Annotated in this window: 15 protein-coding genes; 8 read left to right on the forward strand and 7 right to left on the reverse strand. The window is 48.1% G+C overall.

The features are described 5' to 3' along the window. The first annotated feature begins 16 nt into the window (after positions 1 to 16). Positions 17 to 1,216, forward strand: coding sequence for a sodium/glutamate symporter (gene gltS, locus CLC93_RS06575; protein ID WP_095505176.1), 1,200 nt, complete (start codon positions 17 to 19; stop codon positions 1,214 to 1,216). A gap of 812 nt (positions 1,217 to 2,028) precedes the next feature. Here the strand turns inward: gltS and CLC93_RS06580 are convergent. From CLC93_RS06580 to CLC93_RS06595, 4 genes are all read right to left on the reverse strand, one after another. Continuing rightward, positions 2,029 to 3,198, reverse strand: a complete 1,170-nt coding sequence (locus CLC93_RS06580; protein ID WP_245837111.1) for a BamA/TamA family outer membrane protein — start codon at positions 3,196 to 3,198, stop codon at positions 2,029 to 2,031. Further along, positions 3,198 to 4,361, reverse strand: a complete 1,164-nt coding sequence (locus tag CLC93_RS06585) for a DUF4056 domain-containing protein (protein ID WP_245837112.1) — start codon at positions 4,359 to 4,361, stop codon at positions 3,198 to 3,200. Before CLC93_RS06585 ends, CLC93_RS06580 begins: the two co-directional genes overlap by 1 nt. 137 nt (positions 4,362 to 4,498) lie before the next feature. Further along, entirely contained in the window at positions 4,499 to 5,434 is a 936-nt protein-coding gene (locus tag CLC93_RS06590) for an alpha/beta fold hydrolase (RefSeq protein ID WP_095505178.1), read from the reverse strand. Continuing rightward, positions 5,434 to 6,282: a virulence protein gene (locus CLC93_RS06595; RefSeq protein WP_095505179.1), complete on the reverse strand. Its 849-nt coding sequence runs from the start codon at positions 6,280 to 6,282 to the stop codon at positions 5,434 to 5,436. Before CLC93_RS06595 ends, CLC93_RS06590 begins: the two co-directional genes overlap by 1 nt. A gap of 456 nt (positions 6,283 to 6,738) precedes the next feature. On the opposite strand from CLC93_RS06595, the gene CLC93_RS06600 reads away from it, so the two are divergent. The 3 genes from CLC93_RS06600 to trxA all read left to right on the forward strand — a co-directional run bounded on the left by CLC93_RS06600 (position 6,739) and on the right by trxA (position 8,640). Beyond that, positions 6,739 to 7,830, forward strand: coding sequence for a hypothetical protein (locus CLC93_RS06600; protein WP_211286825.1), 1,092 nt, complete (start codon positions 6,739 to 6,741; stop codon positions 7,828 to 7,830). A gap of 51 nt (positions 7,831 to 7,881) precedes the next feature. Beyond that, positions 7,882 to 8,121 carry a transposase gene (locus CLC93_RS06605; RefSeq protein ID WP_095505180.1) on the forward strand — a complete coding sequence of 80 codons (240 nt, stop codon included), beginning with the start codon at positions 7,882 to 7,884 and terminating at the stop codon, positions 8,119 to 8,121. Between the two features lie 192 nt (positions 8,122 to 8,313). Continuing rightward, positions 8,314 to 8,640 carry a thioredoxin gene (gene trxA / locus CLC93_RS06610; RefSeq protein WP_211286827.1) on the forward strand — a complete coding sequence of 109 codons (327 nt, stop codon included), beginning with the start codon at positions 8,314 to 8,316 and terminating at the stop codon, positions 8,638 to 8,640. Positions 8,641 to 8,693: 53 nt separating this feature from the next. Here trxA and CLC93_RS06615 read toward each other — a convergent pair whose 3' ends face one another. Then, entirely contained in the window at positions 8,694 to 10,103 is a 1,410-nt protein-coding gene (locus tag CLC93_RS06615; RefSeq protein ID WP_095505182.1) for a tryptophanase, read from the reverse strand. A 434-nt stretch (positions 10,104 to 10,537) separates the two neighbouring features. On the opposite strand from CLC93_RS06615, the gene CLC93_RS06620 reads away from it, so the two are divergent. Beyond that, the gene (locus CLC93_RS06620) at positions 10,538 to 10,903 is read left to right on the forward strand and encodes a RidA family protein (RefSeq protein ID WP_095505183.1); all 366 of its coding nucleotides are present in this window, start codon (positions 10,538 to 10,540) and stop codon (positions 10,901 to 10,903) included. A gap of 67 nt (positions 10,904 to 10,970) precedes the next feature. Here the strand turns inward: CLC93_RS06620 and CLC93_RS06625 are convergent, their stop codons facing one another. Continuing rightward, the gene (locus tag CLC93_RS06625) at positions 10,971 to 12,347 is read right to left on the reverse strand and encodes an MFS transporter (RefSeq protein ID WP_095505184.1); all 1,377 of its coding nucleotides are present in this window, start codon (positions 12,345 to 12,347) and stop codon (positions 10,971 to 10,973) included. A 9-nt stretch (positions 12,348 to 12,356) separates the two neighbouring features. Beyond that, the gene (locus CLC93_RS06630; protein ID WP_095505185.1) at positions 12,357 to 13,046 is read right to left on the reverse strand and encodes a hypothetical protein; all 690 of its coding nucleotides are present in this window, start codon (positions 13,044 to 13,046) and stop codon (positions 12,357 to 12,359) included. A 247-nt stretch (positions 13,047 to 13,293) separates the two neighbouring features. Here CLC93_RS06630 and CLC93_RS06635 point away from each other — a divergent pair, with 247 nt between their 5' ends. The 3 genes from CLC93_RS06635 to CLC93_RS06645 are packed head-to-tail and all read left to right on the forward strand — an operon-like array spanning position 13,294 to position 17,025. Next, positions 13,294 to 14,979 carry a nitrilase-related carbon-nitrogen hydrolase gene (locus CLC93_RS06635; protein WP_095505186.1) on the forward strand — a complete coding sequence of 562 codons (1,686 nt, stop codon included), beginning with the start codon at positions 13,294 to 13,296 and terminating at the stop codon, positions 14,977 to 14,979. Between the two features lie 11 nt (positions 14,980 to 14,990). Next, positions 14,991 to 15,734, forward strand: a complete 744-nt coding sequence (locus CLC93_RS06640; protein WP_095505187.1) for a hypothetical protein — start codon at positions 14,991 to 14,993, stop codon at positions 15,732 to 15,734. Between the two features lie 19 nt (positions 15,735 to 15,753). Beyond that, on the forward strand, positions 15,754 to 17,025 hold the full coding sequence (locus CLC93_RS06645; RefSeq protein ID WP_095505188.1) for an acyl-CoA dehydrogenase family protein: 1,272 nt from the start codon (positions 15,754 to 15,756) through the stop codon (positions 17,023 to 17,025). Position 17,026: the final 1 nt, after the last annotated feature.

Genomic DNA, 17,026 nt, shown 5'->3' on the forward strand with positions numbered 1-17,026 from the left:
GGGATTGGATTTTCTAATGAATATTATTGAGATTGAAGGTTTCCTAACCTTCACCCTGGCAATCATGTTGCTATTTGTAGGAAAGTGGGCGACAGCAAGGTTTTCGGTGCTGCGTAAGTACAGTATCCCAGAGCCGGTTATTGGAGGGTTCGTTTGCGCAGCAGCCGTGGCGTTACTCTATTACCTAGCAAATATTCAACTGCAGTTTGATTTGGAGCTGCGCGATTATTTACTACTGTACTTCTTTGCAGCTATTGGTCTTAAGGCGGATTTCAAAACCCTAATTTCAGGTGGTAAACCACTATTAGTGCTAACGGTTTTAGCTGTTATTTATATAGTACTTCAAAATGGAGTAGGGCTAAGTCTTGCAGCCATGTTTGGAATGGATCCTATTGTCGGTTTACTTTCTGGATCTATTTCATTAATTGGTGGTGTCGGAACTACTATGGCATGGGCACCCACGTTTCAAGAAATGGGAATTGAGGGAGCTGCCGAGCTTGGGATCGCAAGTAATACGGTGGGTTTAATAGCCGCTTGCTTGATTGGTGGGCCAATTGCCAAGTATTTGATCAATCGTCATCAACTAAAAGCAGTAGAAGGTGATGAGCTGGATATTGGTGTCCATCACGAACAGTCGGTACAACTCGACCATTTTGGTTACCTTTACGCGTGGCTGTTTCTTAATATCTGTATCATTATTGGCTATGTGCTCAATCTAGGCTTACAAGAAGCAGGACTAAACGTACCTATGTTTGTGTCATGCCTGATAGCGGGGATCCTTGTAGGTAATTTCAAAAGCCTAGTGTTAAAAAAAGAAATGGATGAAAACGCTAGTAAAGGACTGAGTCTAATTTCAGACATATGCCTTGGCATGTTCCTAACGATGGCGTTGATGGGCTTACAACTCTGGCAGCTAGTGAGCTCTATCGGCTTCATCGGTGCGGTAATGTTTGCCCAATTGGTGTTATCCGTTGCGTTTACGGTATTCATTGTATTCAGGCTAATGGGTAAGGATTACGAAGCCGCGGTTATAAGCTCTGGCTTTGGAGGAATTACACTAGGCTCAACTGCGACAGCGATTGTAAACATGACAGCAGTGACTCAGCAGCACGGTTCAGCTCACAAGGCTTTCATCATAGTTCCTTTGGTATGTGGGTTCTTTATCGATATTGCTAACGCACTGATCATCAACAGTCTCATTGGACTATTTAGTTAAAGTATCATCGGGTCTCCGGATTTCGGAGACCCAAACTTTCAATCCCACCTTGTTCCTTTTAATTTCCACTACATCTACAACCTAGTCTCAGGTGTTTATTTTTAGTCTCATGCAACCCATAGGTTCAGTCGAGGTTTCGAAAATCTACGCCAGATTGAGCGCATCAATAAGCCCAACTCTTTAGCTCATCGCAAGCGCCTGCCATAGACGAGCCACCTACAAAAACGAGAATGTCAGACCGTTAATATTGTCGTTCCGGCAAACCTATGTCTTGCTCCACAACCAAGGAAATCAAGGGACGCCAGTAATCTCATGCTTCCCCTCATCAATGAATCGAGCTGACTGACGTGATGCAGCGATATGCTTGTGCGGGGCAAGGTCGGGAGATTGGAAACGTAACGAATGTCTATAGCTAGGACTGTGTCGATATCTTTGTCTTCTTGGTGCACAGAGAAAGGCGGAGGGGATCGGTATATTACTTCGGCGGCCTGGGCCTAATCTTTGACATTTTTTTCTTTGGTATCGGGCTTAGATAAGTCGCTTTCAGCAGCCGGTATGATGGAGCGTCGCGGGAATTTTCGAAACGTAACGCGGTCGGGCATTAAACCAAAAATTTAGCTTTGGTAGCGCTTTTAAGGAATGGACAAAGATCTGTTTAACTGAGGAAGACAGCTAGTACATGAGCATGATTTCCGTGCGTTTGGGTTTCTCGAAAACGATACTCATGTCCAACTTTAAATTACTGAAAAAACTGTTTGGTATTTCTCTCCGCTAAAGGGTTATTACGAGTGATGCTCTAAACCACGACAAGGTCAAAAAGCTTCATTTAGATTGAAGTAGAATCCTGTTTCACCATCGCCAAAACCGAGGTCTAAGCGAAGGTTTGCTCGCGTTTTCACTTCAAATCGATAGCCAATGCCGACATTTGGTAGTAATTCGCTGCTATTAAATCCTCGTACAGATGGAGCGACCGCCCCGACTCCTGTCCAGGCAACTACACCATGTCTGCCCGGAAGGTCCCAGCGATACTCCAATTGGCCCATGAGCATTTGCTTGTCTCGGTAACGACCAGCGGTGTAGCCTCTCAATTCTGAACCGCCACCCACTTGCGACAGCATGTGCCAAGGCACATTACCGTGTGTAAATCGTCCACGTAGTTGCCATGCTAATACGCTATTGCGCGGTCCCATCTGCATGTACTCACTGTAATTCAACTCAATGGATTGAAACCTTTGCTGGCTGCCCAATTCTGGCATGTAGAACCCGGTGTCCAACTGCAGCAATCTGCCCTCATAGGGATTACCCAGAACGTCTCGAGTGTCATAGCTCGCCTGAAGTTTCACCCCCATCGCAAGATTGCTTTTCGCAAGGGGACTCGGGTCTATCTTGCTTTCCTCGACATTGATGTCTCGAGCCTTCGCGTAGTTAACATCAAAGCCAGCCCCCAAGTAGGTGCCGCTAGCTACCCGCTTTAGAATCAGGGGTGCTACAGAGAACTGTCTGTTTTTGTAGACAATTTTATTGTCGTCTTGATGGTTTTCTGGGTAACCCACGCCGTAATATACCTCTGGCGAATCGGATATAAGCCCATCAAAATAAAAGCGCCAAGAATCCTCGCTTAGAAAAGTTCGATTTTCGAGTTTAACGCCCAAAGAACCGTTAACAGATGCAAATCCGTTGATCACCGCGGAAGATAACTGACTTTGGCGGTCTTGTTTATCGACTTGATATAAACCAATCGCCGAAATTCCTAGGCCTAAAGATGTTTCAGGGCCGTAAAACGGTCCTGGCAATATACTGAAATCAATGGCCTTAGTATCGTCAAAGCCACCATCGGCGCCGAGTTTATTGAGTAGCTTATCTACCCAGCTGTCGGTTTGTTCGTGGGCTTCGACAGGAGGCGATGTCATCTTGTCAGCTGCGTATAAGCAGGTGCTGTTTAGCAGTAATAAACTGACGCCAAGCTTTAGCAATTTAGACATTATTTATCACCTCGTTGTTCAAGGTGTGCCTGCAGCTCTCGCTGATCCTGTCGTTGGTTGTAGTGAGAAATTAAACGGAAATGCTTGTTGCTAAATCCCTCTCGCCACAAGGATTCGGGAATATGACTGAAGCTCTTTTCATACTTAGCTCCAACGAACAGCCATTGCTCCGCAAGTTCAGAGAGGTTCTGCTTATGTAATTCGCTCGGTAATGCGAGGGTGAGCGGTGATGGCTCTTCAGCGAATAGCGGTGCTAGCAGAGGCCAATTTGGATTTTGCTTTGCAAGCATTTTTGGCACCAAATGAGGGCTTTGGCTTTTTCCAAATTCATAGTGACGTTTTAGCAACATAAACTTGTCCGGCATGGTGACGCTTGAATCCCACCAATGGCCATCAATGGCGCTAAATAAGGCATTGGTTTGTTCTTTACTAGCCGGCTCTAACTGCGTAAGCGCAGCATTCAACCATGAAGTCATATGTTGGTTGTATGACTCTAGATTCATCACCAAATTGTTCAGGATCAGCGCGACGCCAATTTTGGCGCCAAGCATATTTGAATAGACGTCCTCCGGCGAATAAGCAGAAACTTCTTCTGACCAAGGCACCCATGTTCGATATCCGTGCCATTGAGCAATTTCATGAGCTTCAGCCATCGAGTACGCCATGCGCGCCGCAAGATTAGCGGATAGTTCTAGTATCTGTTGTTGGCTGAGACCATTGAGTTCAAAAGCACTAAAACGAATTTCTCGCTTACCAATTTCATCAGGTAACTCAATGGTGAATTCCTCTCCCAAGCGGGGATGAATACGTTTAAATAATGCAACTGTGTTATCTGTCGTATCTCGAACGTGAGCCAAATCAATGAAGCCACCTTTCAAGGTGTACAGCATTCCGTTATTTTCGCCGCCTTTTGGGCCATAGGGCTCTCCTTGGGAGCGACTAAAGGTACCTGCCTCGTACGCATGCGGACCGATTTCTTCTAATGACACCGTATTAGAAAGTCGAAACCATGGCACCGGCAAACTGCCAACTTTTACTTTTTGCTGTGTACCAAAGGCGCAGCAGGGACGTATTGCCTGAGGTATTCTTGGCAGGCTAAAGCTATGCGGGTGGTACTCTCTTAACGACACAGGGTCTGGCTTAAGTTCTAAGGAAGCTGACACCGCTTGCTCGGTTGGTAAGCTTCGAGTTTGCCAATCAGGGCTTGAGCAAGCGCTGAGAAACAACACTCCCGAAACTGCGCAGAGTTTTGCTACCCACCGACGAGAAGGATATGTCGTAAACATCTAGCTGATTCTCTCTAGGTTTGATTAATAAATTGCTTGATTGCCTTACTCACTTCGAATGGGTGTTCATTGGCAATGTTGTGCGGTGCCTTGGGTATCACTAGTAGTGGTGCGTTTAGAAATTCCGCCAGAGACTCTCCTTGTTCCAGCGTGAAAACCTGGTCATCAGCCCCCCAAATCACTAAAGAGGCAGGTAGTTTTTCCGGGTTCACCATGGGCAGTAAGTGATCGCGATGGGTCGGCAGTGAATCTATCAATCCTCGTTTTTGCGCTTTCCATGGCGCGAAATAACGTTGGAAGATTTGCTCATCAATAAAGCTGGGGTAGTCAGGAAACTGAGCGAAAGTTCTATCAAACAGCTGACGCATTTGCTCCCTGTTGTCGGGGACAAAAATATCTGATGGATGCTCACGCTCGAAACGTTGGCTTAGCGCAGACATCTGTTGGTCAGTTATAAAAGTGCCTGGGCTAGCAATAAGCACGACCTTGCTTATACCAGCCTGTTTAACCATCATGTCGTACGCGACAAACCCGCCATAAGAAATCCCAACCACGTTGTATGCCTTGGTGTTGACGTGCGACATCAGTTGATTAATCGCATTTCGCTGGGTTGTAATAGTGGCCGCGCCCTCGCTAAAGGAATCCCCAAACCAAACGAGATCTGGAGCGATGACTAAGAAATTCTCACTTAGCGACAGCATTACTGGCAGCCAGGTTGTCGTCGCATTGCCTCCAAATCCATGAAGCAACAACACGGGCTCGCCTTGCCCTCCAATCCAGTAACTGAGCTGGCCGCCTTCACTGAGCTCGACATGGCGTTGATGAAAACCAGCCGACTCAAGTTGGGCGTTGTCGAAATGTTCCTTTACCGAAATCGAAGAGCAGGCGCTAAGACATACAGATAGCGCCATTGCGGTGATCGTCAGTTTTACTGAGGACAGATTGAGCATCAGAAGCGATATCCAAACGACGCCATTACGCTCGAGCGTTTGCCTACACCCAACTCAAAAAGAACATCAATGTTCTTTGATATATGGACTTGTCCACCCAATAGACCGTTCCAGTTTTCCTCCAGGCTCTGGTCGACCTCAAAGCGGCCTTCATTAATTAGGGGAATACCAAGTTCAGCAATGTTCCCACCGAAGTTTTGACCCACGTTTTGGTACATTGCACCTAGCCAAACTTGTCCTTTGCCGTCCCAGCGATAACCAACGCGAGGAGAAAAAACGATGGTGTCGATTTCTCCATCTAGGATGTCTAGAACGGTCTTGGTGTAATTAACATCCGCCATCGCGAACCAAGAGCCCACGCCGCCGACGACCGTAGTACCAACGCCGTAGGTAGTCCCTTTAAAATCCAACTCAAACTTTGTTGCGATAGGCTGACCAAAAGGCAGTTTTATTGCGACGTCAGCGACACTACTGCCTTTGGTGCCTCCAAGAATCGCGTAGGTATTGAGGAAGGGGAAAAGCCACAAGTCTGCTCTTAGAGTGAGTGTTTCCGATTCCTGCATTGCAGTTCCACCTTCAACTTGCACAAGACCGTCTGGAATTGGCAGCCCTCCAATTGCGACATTAGTAAGTGAAATATCATTAATTTTAAGAGGTTGCTCCATTGCCAGGTAATTGATGCTGAAGCCGTAAGGCTTGGGCAGGGAGTAACCTTTCTGCTTCGCTTGTTCTCCCCAAATAGGGAAGAAGCTTGCTTGTTGAGGGGTAGATGTATCGGATGCCAAAGCACTTCCGGCAAATAAACCGCACATAGCAACAATCGATTTCGTAGATCTAGTAATTCTCATAGGACTCTCTTTAAACAAAATTTAGGTATGGACAATTGCCTTTGTGGCATTGCTTAAGTTCGAGGCGATTATAAAAGAAGGGGTAATTCTTATTAGGGATTTGAGAAATTCAAATCTGCTAGATCTTTCATTGGGTAAATATGGACTCTATGTTTTTGGTCCTTGTCGATGAAGTTCCAATTCTGCATTTCTCTAAACCATAGTCTCTTGAAAGTTAATTCATACAATCTGCTCATCGATTCAAAGTCTTACTGAATGCAACTGAAAAAGCCTCGTTAACACCGGTCTTTATCGCCGAAGTTATTAAGTGCATTTTGGGTATTTATCTCTCGACTATTAAGTCGGTTTGATAATGCATTTAGAAAGTTATTGGCTAGCAGTTATTGAAACTCATAGAACTTTAGCTGGGCGGGCTTTGCATTTAATTAATTTCAGTTAAATATATTTGGTAGAAGTATGATTTTTAATAAGTTGTCAGAGCAGCACAAGGATAATTTAAATTCCGTTTTCAGCCGAAAGAAGCTGCACAAAACCTCGGCTGTGCTCATTGCGCTAACAGCGCTAGCTGCTACTCACGCAAAAGCCCAAGAGAAATACATTGATATCACCCAAAACGACAACACTTACTTCGCTCTTACAGGAGGGTCGGGTATTACAAATGTCAAAGGAGTAGAGAAAGAAGAGAAAAAGCAGGATTTTCGCTCATTTGATATACGATTTGGGCAACACTTAACCGACAACCTGCGCTTAGACTTTGTCCACGCCAATGAAGGGCACCCACATAATCACCATCGTGACGGCTTTTCTTCACAGCTTGTTTATAGCCATATGCTCACAAAAAATACTAGGTTGGAACTAGGCACAGGACCCTATGTATCGTTTGATACCACTCGAAACTCACAAGGGATAGAGCTGAATGAAAAGCGAGTGGGATTGGTAAGCACGGCAGCCTTAGTTTATCCCATTAACTACATAGGTACTGGCGTGCACCTTCGAGCGCAATGGAACAACTACGTTATTCCTAATCGGCCAGTAGGAAACTCATTCTTGATAGGGTTTGGTGTCGATATTGAAAATTCTATGAGACAAAGCAAGGCGCGTGGTAACGGACTAGTCAACGAAGTTTGGCTATCACTCGCGAATACCAAAATCAATCACGGAGGACCAGATACAACAGTCGGGTTTAGTGTAGAAGCGGCTCACCGATTCACAAACAACTACGCGCTTTCTGTTGGATTACTTGACGAAGGTGGCGACAACGGGTGGACAAATAGACGAGGCATAACCGCTCAAATTTGGCGTTATGTTCCTTTGGGCAAGTACCTAGAGGGCCGTATTGGAGCAGGACCTTATTTTGCTCAGGATAAATATGAGCATCCTGGTGCATTCAATACAAAGGGGGTTATTACTTTTGGTTTAAATTACGAGCCTCATTGGCTTGATAATGAAAATATTTTCTTTGGAGTTAGCTTAACTCGTGTAATCGATAAAAAAGGCTATGAAAACGATGCGGATATCGCTCGGCTAACAGTGGGATATCGATTCTAAGTTGTTTATCAGTGTTTTTAATTAGGTGTGCGTACCTTGGTTTAATAAATTATGAGGTTGTTTGTTGTGAGAAGGTCTAAATTTACCGATAGAGAGATTATGAATATATTAAAGCAGGGTAAGCGAGGGGTTCCAGTCAGAGATATTTGTTTAGAGCACGGTATTAGCGCATCATGTTATCACCGCTGGCGCTCGAAATTTGGTGACATGGATACTTCATTGATGGCTCAGTTAAAAGAAGTTGAAGCTGAAAACCGACGTTTAAAAAAGATATATGCTGAATCATTGTAAACAGCAGCAGTTATGCATCAATAATCGAGAATGATGAGCGTGGGGCTACCGGAAAGACGAACGCGGCACCTTAGGTCTATGGAAACACGCTAGTTAATGCAAGCCTAATGTTGCGATAGCTCTCGCAAACCGAAAATCAGCAAATCGGTATAATATCGCCAGTTTTTGAAAGAGAGATGTATGGAGATTGGCGTGCAACAAGCTGTATTGAATCTAAGCGACACAACCTTTGCTGATGAAATTAAGCAGGGTGGGGTGGTGCTAGTGGACTTTTGGGCCGAGTGGTGTGGCCCTTGTAAGGCGCTAACGCCAATTATTGAAGAGCTGGCACAGGAATTCGCAGGTCGTGCCAAAGTTGCCAAAGTGAACGTTGCCGATGGCCCAGAGGTGGCACAGCAGTACGGTATTCGCTCTATTCCTTACGTTCTGGTATTCAAAGACGGAGAGAAGGTTGACGAGTTGAACCTGACACTTAGCAAAGAAAACCTGACTAACCTTATCGAGCACCATCTCAAGTAAGTGCTTGCTGGGATGCTGGCAACCGGCACGCTGCAGCATCCCAAACCAGCCCGTTACTCCACTTCTTCAAACGTCGCAGTGAAGTGTCTTAAAACCGGTGGCTCGTAGGTCAAACGCAAGCCTTTGATCTCATCTTTCACGTCTAGCAAATCCTTAAACACGTCCACTATGTAGTCGCAATGGGACTGGGTGTAGCTCATGCGCGGAATGGTCAAACGCAATAGCTCCATGGGTGCTGGGATTTGATTGCCTTCGTTGTCGCGCCCTAGTAGCAGTGAGCCAATTTCTACCGCTCGAATGCCGCCAAGTTCGTAGAGCTTACATGCCAGCGCATGAGCTGGGAATTGCTCGCCTGGAATGTGTGGCAGCATACGCCCAGCATCCACAAACACCGCGTGCCCACCTGCGGTTTGGCAAGGCACGCCTGCAGCTTCTAGCTGCTCGGTCAAATAAGCCACCTGACTGGTGCGGTAAGCTAGATAGTCTTTGTTCTGACCTTCGTACAAGCCTTGCGCCAGCTCTTCAATGGCTTGACCCGACATGCCACCATAGGTGGGAAATCCCTCCATAGCGACACAGCGAGAGCGACATTCGGTGAAGACGTCCAAGTAGTTATCGTCCTTCACGCACAACAGCCCGCCGATGCGAACCAAAGCATCTTTCTTAGCGGACATCGCCAGCATATCTGCGTATTGATACATCTCTTTGATGATCTCAGCGATAGTTTTGTCCTGATAACCAGGCTCGCGCTGCTGGATGAAGTAAGCATTTTCGCAGAAGCGCGCCGAGTCCATGATCACCGGAATGTCGTAACGCTGGGCCACTTCATATACAGCTTTCAGATTGGCCATAGACACAGGCTGACCACCGGCTGAGTTGTTGGTGATGGTCGAGATAATGGTGTAGACGTTTTCAGGCCCGTAAGTCTGAATCGCAGCTTCGAGCTTAGCTATATCAAAGTTGCCTTTAAACGGGTGATAAGCGGCAGTGTCCATGCACTCCTCAACCACTACGTTGACCGCTTTGGCGCCGTTGATTTGGGTGTGCCCTTGGGTGGTATCAAAATGCCAATTGGAGATAGACACCGGGTTACTCAAGCCGCGCTCGCGGCGGCGTTTTTCAATCAGGGTAGGGATAATTATCTGTTCCGCACCACGGCCTTGGTGGGTCGGAATGGTATGCTCGAAATCGAATATGTCCTTCACTGCTTTTGACAGCTTGTAGTAGGACTTTGAGCCGGCGTAGGCCTCGTCGCCTAGCATGCCAGCGGCTTGCATTGTGTTGGTAATTGCACCCGTGCCTGAATCAGTGAGTAGGTCGATAAACACGTCTTCGGATTTCAGCGCGAATGGGTTTAAGCCACTGGCTTTTATCGCGTGTTGGCGTTCTTCTAGGGTTTTCAGTGCAATCGGTTCTACCACGCGAATTCGAAACGGCTCGGGTAGGTGTTTTACGTGACTCATTAATTTGCCTCGAGTTAGGCTCCTAGTTCAGGAGCGTTATATCACAGCCCACAATCGGGCGAAAAAAGTTTGGGGTTGGCTTTAAGCCCTGCAAAACGTCATCAAACAGACGGCAGGCGGCACAACCAGAAATCAGAGGATTTTATAACCCCCGAGCGAGGCATTACTCGGCGGCGAGACGGTCCGACAGGGTGTGGTCTATGTTGTACCACTGTCTAAGAATCAGCAATGTCGTATTAGATTTCGGCATTGATTTAGCACACTCTTTAAGGAGTTTGTTGTTATAAGTTTAGGCCAAATCTCCCAGTTCGGAATTGGCACAGGCTTAAGAAATCACAAAGCGGAACTCGGGTCAACCCAAGCGCACTAAACACACCTGTTTTCGTCAAGGCTAACTACAATAGGTTGCAAGTAAATTTTGGGAGAATTCAACCATGGCAAACATAAAACGCATGCACACCCGGGATCGTATGAGCAAAATCTTAATTCACGGCGATGTGGTGTATTTGTGCGGCCAAGTGGGCAAGGGGCTTCCAGGCGAGTCCGTCACCGAGCAAACTCACGAGGCCATTAGGCGTGTTGAAGCACTGCTTGAAGAGGCGGGTAGCGACAAACTACACATGCTGCAGGTGATTGTATGGCTGGCTGATATGGCTGACTTTAAAGAAATGAATGCGGTGTATGACCAATGGGTGCCGCTGGGTTTTGCGCCGGTACGTGCTTGCGGTGAGGCAAAGTTGGCAAGGCCCGAGCTTAAGGTCGAATTGATCGTTACTGCAGCGCTTATCGACTCAAAGTAGAGGGGCAATAAAAAACGCCAGTGTTGGGCACTGGCGTTTGTGTTTAAGTTGTTGAGAGCGTCACCGACTAAGGCGTCAGACTGGCGTTCACTTCGCCCGGTTCGTTGTCTTGGCGCACTTGCTCTTCTGGAGTCTTCTCACGCTCTGCGTAAGGTACCACCTTGTTCTTCACAATCAGCGCCCAGATGGTCACGGTTAGGCCACACAGACCAACAAACACAAAAGGTCCGGCGTTGTTCCAGTGGTCAAACAGATAACCACCAACAATGCTTGAAATCAGAATACCAATGGCGCCAGATAGGTTGAAAATACCAATCACGGCTCCGCGGTTTTTCGGCGACGTTTGCTGCGCAATCAATACGCCAGACGAGATGATGCCACCAATTTCCGCCAAACCAATCAGCACCACAATGATCATCATGGCGCTGCCAAACGGGTCGGTGATGAAGTAGGTGCCACAGTAGCCTAAAAAGGTCAGGGTAGTGGCCAACACCAAGCAGTTCACTCGATTGATCTTGTCCGCCAAAATACCAAAGATGGGTGCGCCTAACAGGGTGACACCTTGAGCAATACCCACAATCATACCGGCTTTCTTAAGCGCATCAGCACTGTTCATGCCCGCTTCGTTAACGCCGTAGTTTGACAACCACAAAGTCATAAAGGCACCAACAATGGTCAGGTTGGCACGGGATACGAACGCAGCACCATAGGCCAGCGCAATCCCCGGATCTTTCGCCGCTTTCACACCGCCATAAATCATCTTAGCTAGCGGTAAATCGTGCTTGGCCTCTTTCTTGATATGACCTTTAAGGCCAATAAAAGAGACGATGGCTAGCACAATACAGATACCGACAACTATGTGGTAAGTGGCAAAGCCAGCTTCTACAGCGGTTTGGCCTTGAGACTGGAAAATCTGAGGTAAGCGCAACAGTACAAACAATGCCACCATGGCGCCGATGCCGTTACAAACTCCTTGCAGGCCCGCGGCTTTACCGCGAGTAACGTCTTTGGCGTAGTCGGCGAGCAGGGTCACAATCATACAAGTGGCAGCAGAGATACCCACACCGTAAATGCAGCGGTAAATCAGCAGTTCGTTGACGGTTTGCGCAGTTGGGTAGAGGTAAAAGGTCAGAGCCAGAATGGCGAAACCAAAGGTCATCACCCATTTGCGGCCAATCTTGTCCGATAGCGCTCCCCAAATACCCACACTGGCGATAATCGCCATCTCACCGGCGAAGTTCAGCTTACCGCTGACTACCCCGTGTTGGTCTTGAGGAATGCCCATCATCTCAGTGAACAAGAAAGGATGGAATCCGTTAATGAAGGCGCCCAGTAGAATGGTCGCCACGCAGGTCAGGTAGAAGGTACTCATATTCCAAGCCGACACCTGGGATTCAATATGAATCCCTAGGAACTTCTTGGGAGTGGCGGTTTGATCAGTCATAGCGGTCCTTTAACTCTGATATTGAAAATTCTGTTGAGGCGAACGGGCTTTCCATAGCAAGTAACCCGCACCGGCAAACAAACCTTGTGTCACTGTATTGGACAGTTGGGCAATCCACTGGAAGCTTTCACTGTTATCACCTACACGAGCTAAACCCGACATGGCAAATACAGCAATGACATTTAGCAAATACAAAATCGCTGCGCCCTTATTTGCGGTCTGCCAACTATGTCGTACCGCGTGCCAGGCGAAAATGATGTTTGATAGGGTCAGCGCGCCCAATAAAGCGAAAAACCACAGACGCTTGTCTGGGAACTGCAGTGCCAGCACCACCACCACAATCAGTAAGGTGGCAATGGTGGATGCGGGGCAACGCCAAGAGGTTGGGCTAGTGGGACGGTTGGCGTAGTAGCGCCGAGTCGTCCACACACACCAAGTCAAAAGAATAAAGCCGGGTGCCATGAACAGCATAAGCGCGTGATTGAGCGCCATCACGTTGACGTCCATGGTGGAAATCAGCAGCTTCCAAGTGGCTTTGCAAAGCCCGCCCGCCACAATCAAGGCGGCGGCCAGACTAGCACTACTAGCAATGGGTGGGTGCCAGGTCTGTAGCGCTTTGGTGAGGTAATACAGTCCAATCGCGGACAGCAAAATGGGTATGTAGTCGTAGACGGCCAAGGCAACACTGTATTGATACATATCAATTATTCCCTGTATTTATTCTGGTCTTTCTTCTCTGTGCTGGTTCAGTGGGTTAGGCTGAATTTGCATACCTGTTACACCAAGCTAACAAGTCAGTAACCTGAGTTAAAGACTAAGCCAAATATTGACTAAAAGATATAATGTTAATACATTAGGTCAATAAATAATTTTACCTAGGTTATAACGCAGCTTTCAGCACGAGCGATCAGTGCTGATTAAAAACCGATAGGGAAAGAGGTAGAAAATGACGATTCGAGTTGCAGCCGCTCAGTTCGCTGTCACCAATGATGTAGAGCAAAACCTTGCTACCTGCATACGCATGATCCGCCAAGCCGGCGAACACAATCCTGACCTAATTCAATTGCCCGAGTTTTGTAATCACAATTCTTGGTACGACGATCAAGCGCACTGTATCGATGTGGCAGTTCCAGTTGGGGGGGACTTCCTAAACGCCATCGCCGATACAGCGAAAGAAGTGAATGCCTTTGTGATGATCAACTGTACCGTCCGTCGCGACAACGACGTCATTACCGGCACTAATTTGCTGTTTAACAAGCAAGGTGAGTTGGTTGGGCAAACCGACAAGCAAGTCTTGATTGGCCACGAGAATGACTATCTCACCCCTTCGACCGAAGTCAGCGAAATCTTTGACACTGAGCTGGGCAAAATCGGTCTTTATTGCTGCATGGACGGCGTTATCAACGAGCCGCCACGCTTGTTAGGCCTGTACGGTGGTCAAATTCTGTGTAACGCACTTAACTCATTTGCGATTGATGAAGGCACCTTGCACATTCCGGTGCGCGCTGCTGAAAACAAGGTTTGGGTGGTCGCTGCTAATAAAGTAGGCCCGCTAATTCCTGAAGCCTTGCTTGAACCCGTATCCGAAGCGACTCAAATTCCAGTTAAGTTCTTAAGCGGTGCGGGTGACAGTCAAATTGTTGCGCCAGACGGTCGCGTGTTGGCGATTGCCGGCAAGGACGAAGAGGTGATTTGGGCGGATATTGACGTTTCCGAAGCCAACAACAAAACGCGCCCTGATGGCACCGATGTATTTGCCAATCGTCGTACCGATTTGTACTCGGTATTGGCCCAAGACCCAGCCACGCAAGATTTGCCGCAAGCAAGCCTGGTTGAGTCGGTTTCTGCGGCCACAATCGCTATAAAAGGCGGCGAGCAAGCGGCGATTGCCGATGCGGTTGAACAGATTCAATCCCTACAAAACCAGGGTGTAAAACTTATCGCCTTACCAGAGCTGTTCTGGCTGACAAAAAATGCCGACACTCAAGCCGGTCATGAGCTTAGCCAAACCGCGGTTGATGCCATTGCCTCTGTGTTACAGGCAGAAACTTATGTGTCGACCTCAATTGTTGCAGAGCAAAATGGCGCTGCAAGCCACTGTGGCGTGTTGATTTCCAATCAAGGTGTTGTGCTTCAACAAGGTCAGATTCACGCCAGTAATCGCTTTGGCTGGAGCGCGCAAGCGGACCGAGTGGAAACGCTCGATACGGTTTATGGCAAGTTGGCGGTACTACTAGAAGACGATGCCATTTATCCAGAGCTTGGCCGTTTGTACGCCTTTGCCGGTGCTGATGTGATTCTTGCACCGTTGAACACTCAAGAGAGCTGGCAAAGCCAAACCGGACTGCGTGAGCGCGCCGCGGAAAACCGCATCAACATCGTGGCTGCCAGTGGCGAAGTAGAAAACTGCATTATTTGCTTCATGCAACACGACTTCACTTTGATGACCCCTTGGAAAAACCGCAAATTCGACGGCCTGCTGTCCGAGGGCGAGTTCGTGCGCGCAACCGACACCCAGTTAATTGCTAATGTGCACCCGAGCGCCAGCGCTAACAAGGTCGCTAGCCATCGCACCCACCTAATTAACAACCGTCCTTGGCGTCAAATGGCCACGGTCGTGGACTCAGAATAAGGAAGCTACCCATGCAAGATAACGTAAGTTTGCCAAAGGCAATCTCAGACAAAACCCTAGCGGCGATTGTCGAGCACTTTCAAATGGAAGAAGTCCTAGGTGCAGACGGTGGTCCTTACATGGACTTGCAAAGCCACGCGCCAATTCACCAGGGTTCGGTAGGTGCGGTGCGTGTGTTTAAAGGACGTGGATTGGCTCAACTAGTCACTTGCTCGATTGTAGTACCTGCGATTTTCCTCGATTCGCACATGATTTACGGCTTTACCGCTGGCGATTCTTTGGTACCGCACTTCACTTTGGACTCAGTAAAGGCCGGCGAGCACTGCGCTTTCCACTTGGATTTGACGCCAAAGCAAGACTTAGGCGCTAACTATGATTATTTGATGCAGGTGTACAAGCCGCTGACCGACAGCTTTAACAAAGCTCAAGAAATCGAAGGTCTGACTCCGGCGCAAATCACACCACTGCAACGCTCAATCATGTCGCCGTGGATGCTAGTTCACCGCGCCAGCGAAGCAGCTTACGAGCAGGTATTCCCAATTGTCGACGAGTATCGCGAATACTGGCAGAAGCTAGTTGACGAGGGCATTGACCTGCCATCAGACCCAGCTCAAGTAGAAGCAAGAGACTTGGCCAACCGCGCCATGATCTTCTCGCCAGAGATCGACAAGGTCTGGGATCAAATTACCCCGCTTATTGGAGCCGAAGCCGCTGCCGCTCAACTGGCGCTGCTGCAAGGCAAAGTTAAGGTTTAACACACAAGGAATGATGACAATGAAGTACACAGGCGAACATTTTGTAGAAGATATGTCGGATGCTGAACGCGATCGCGCCGCGATTGTGGACAGTGTGTTACCCCTAATTCAAGAAGCCGCTGGTGATGTTGACCGCTCAGGTGAATTCCACTTGCCGCACGTCAAAACTTTAAGCGACGCAGGCTTGTTGGGGCTTATCATTCCCAAAGAATACGGTGGTATGGGTGGCGGTTTGCGCGACTTAGCAGCGGCCACTTTTGCCCTTGGTAGCGTGTGCCCATCCACCGCGCTTTGCTATTTCTTCCACTGCTCGTCAGCCTCACGTGGTCTGTTGGCCCTTGAAGCGCTAGAAGCGGGTTTGTTCAACGAAGAAGAAGCGCCACTGGTACAAGCTTTTGCCGACAAGGTGCTTAACACCATGGGCCGTAAAGGCGAGTGGTTGGCCAACTTTGCCTCGGAAACCGTTAAATCAGAAAAAGCGGCAATCACTATTAGCACCAAAGCTAAAAAGGTCGAAGGCGGTTATCTGCTAAACGGCGTTAAAAGCTTTGGTTGTGCTACCGGTGTTGCCGATCAATACCTAGTAACAGCGGCCCTTGAAGGCATCGAAGATGCTAGTGGTTTGTCGACTTTCTTCGTCAAAGCCAACGCGAAAGGCGTGTCAGAGCGTCAAAAGTGGGATGCAATTGGCATGCGCGGTAGTGCCACTCACGGTTTGATTCTAGAAGACGTGTTCATTCCAGAAGACGATGCGCTGACAGTACCGGCAGCCTTTACCCGTTGTATGCAAATGAGCCGCGGTAGTTTCGTGGGTAACCAGTTAGCCGGTATCGCTGTGTACCTAGGTCAAGCCTGGTCTATCTACAACACCACTTTGACCACACTAACCAACTCTAAGTTTGGTGATTCGGACAAGTCGATTGCTCACTCGCCAATGCACCAACAGTTGATTGGCGAAATGATGGCTGATCTTGAGACTGCCGTGTTGTGGTTGCGTCGCCAGCTACAACTAGAAACCGCTGAGCCAGAGATTTTGCCAAAAGGCGATGTCGTGAAGCGCTGGCGCTTGTGTAAGGGCCAAGTGTCTGAGTACGGCTTTAAAGTGGCAATGAACGCTCTTAAGTGTACTGGTACTTCAGGTACTGGGTTTACCCACCCATCGGCTCGCGGTTTGCGCGAAATGGCGATGGCGCTGGTTCAAGCCTTCCCAGCCGAGCGTGGCCGCTTGATGGCCGCGTCGATGGAAGTCGATGGTGCCGAGCAAAATCAATTTGGTGTTGGTAAGTCTTAGG

The sequence above is a fragment of the Paraferrimonas sedimenticola genome, assembly GCF_002282855.1.
In the GTDB taxonomy this organism is placed as follows: Bacteria; Pseudomonadota; Gammaproteobacteria; order Enterobacterales; family Shewanellaceae; genus Paraferrimonas; species Paraferrimonas sedimenticola.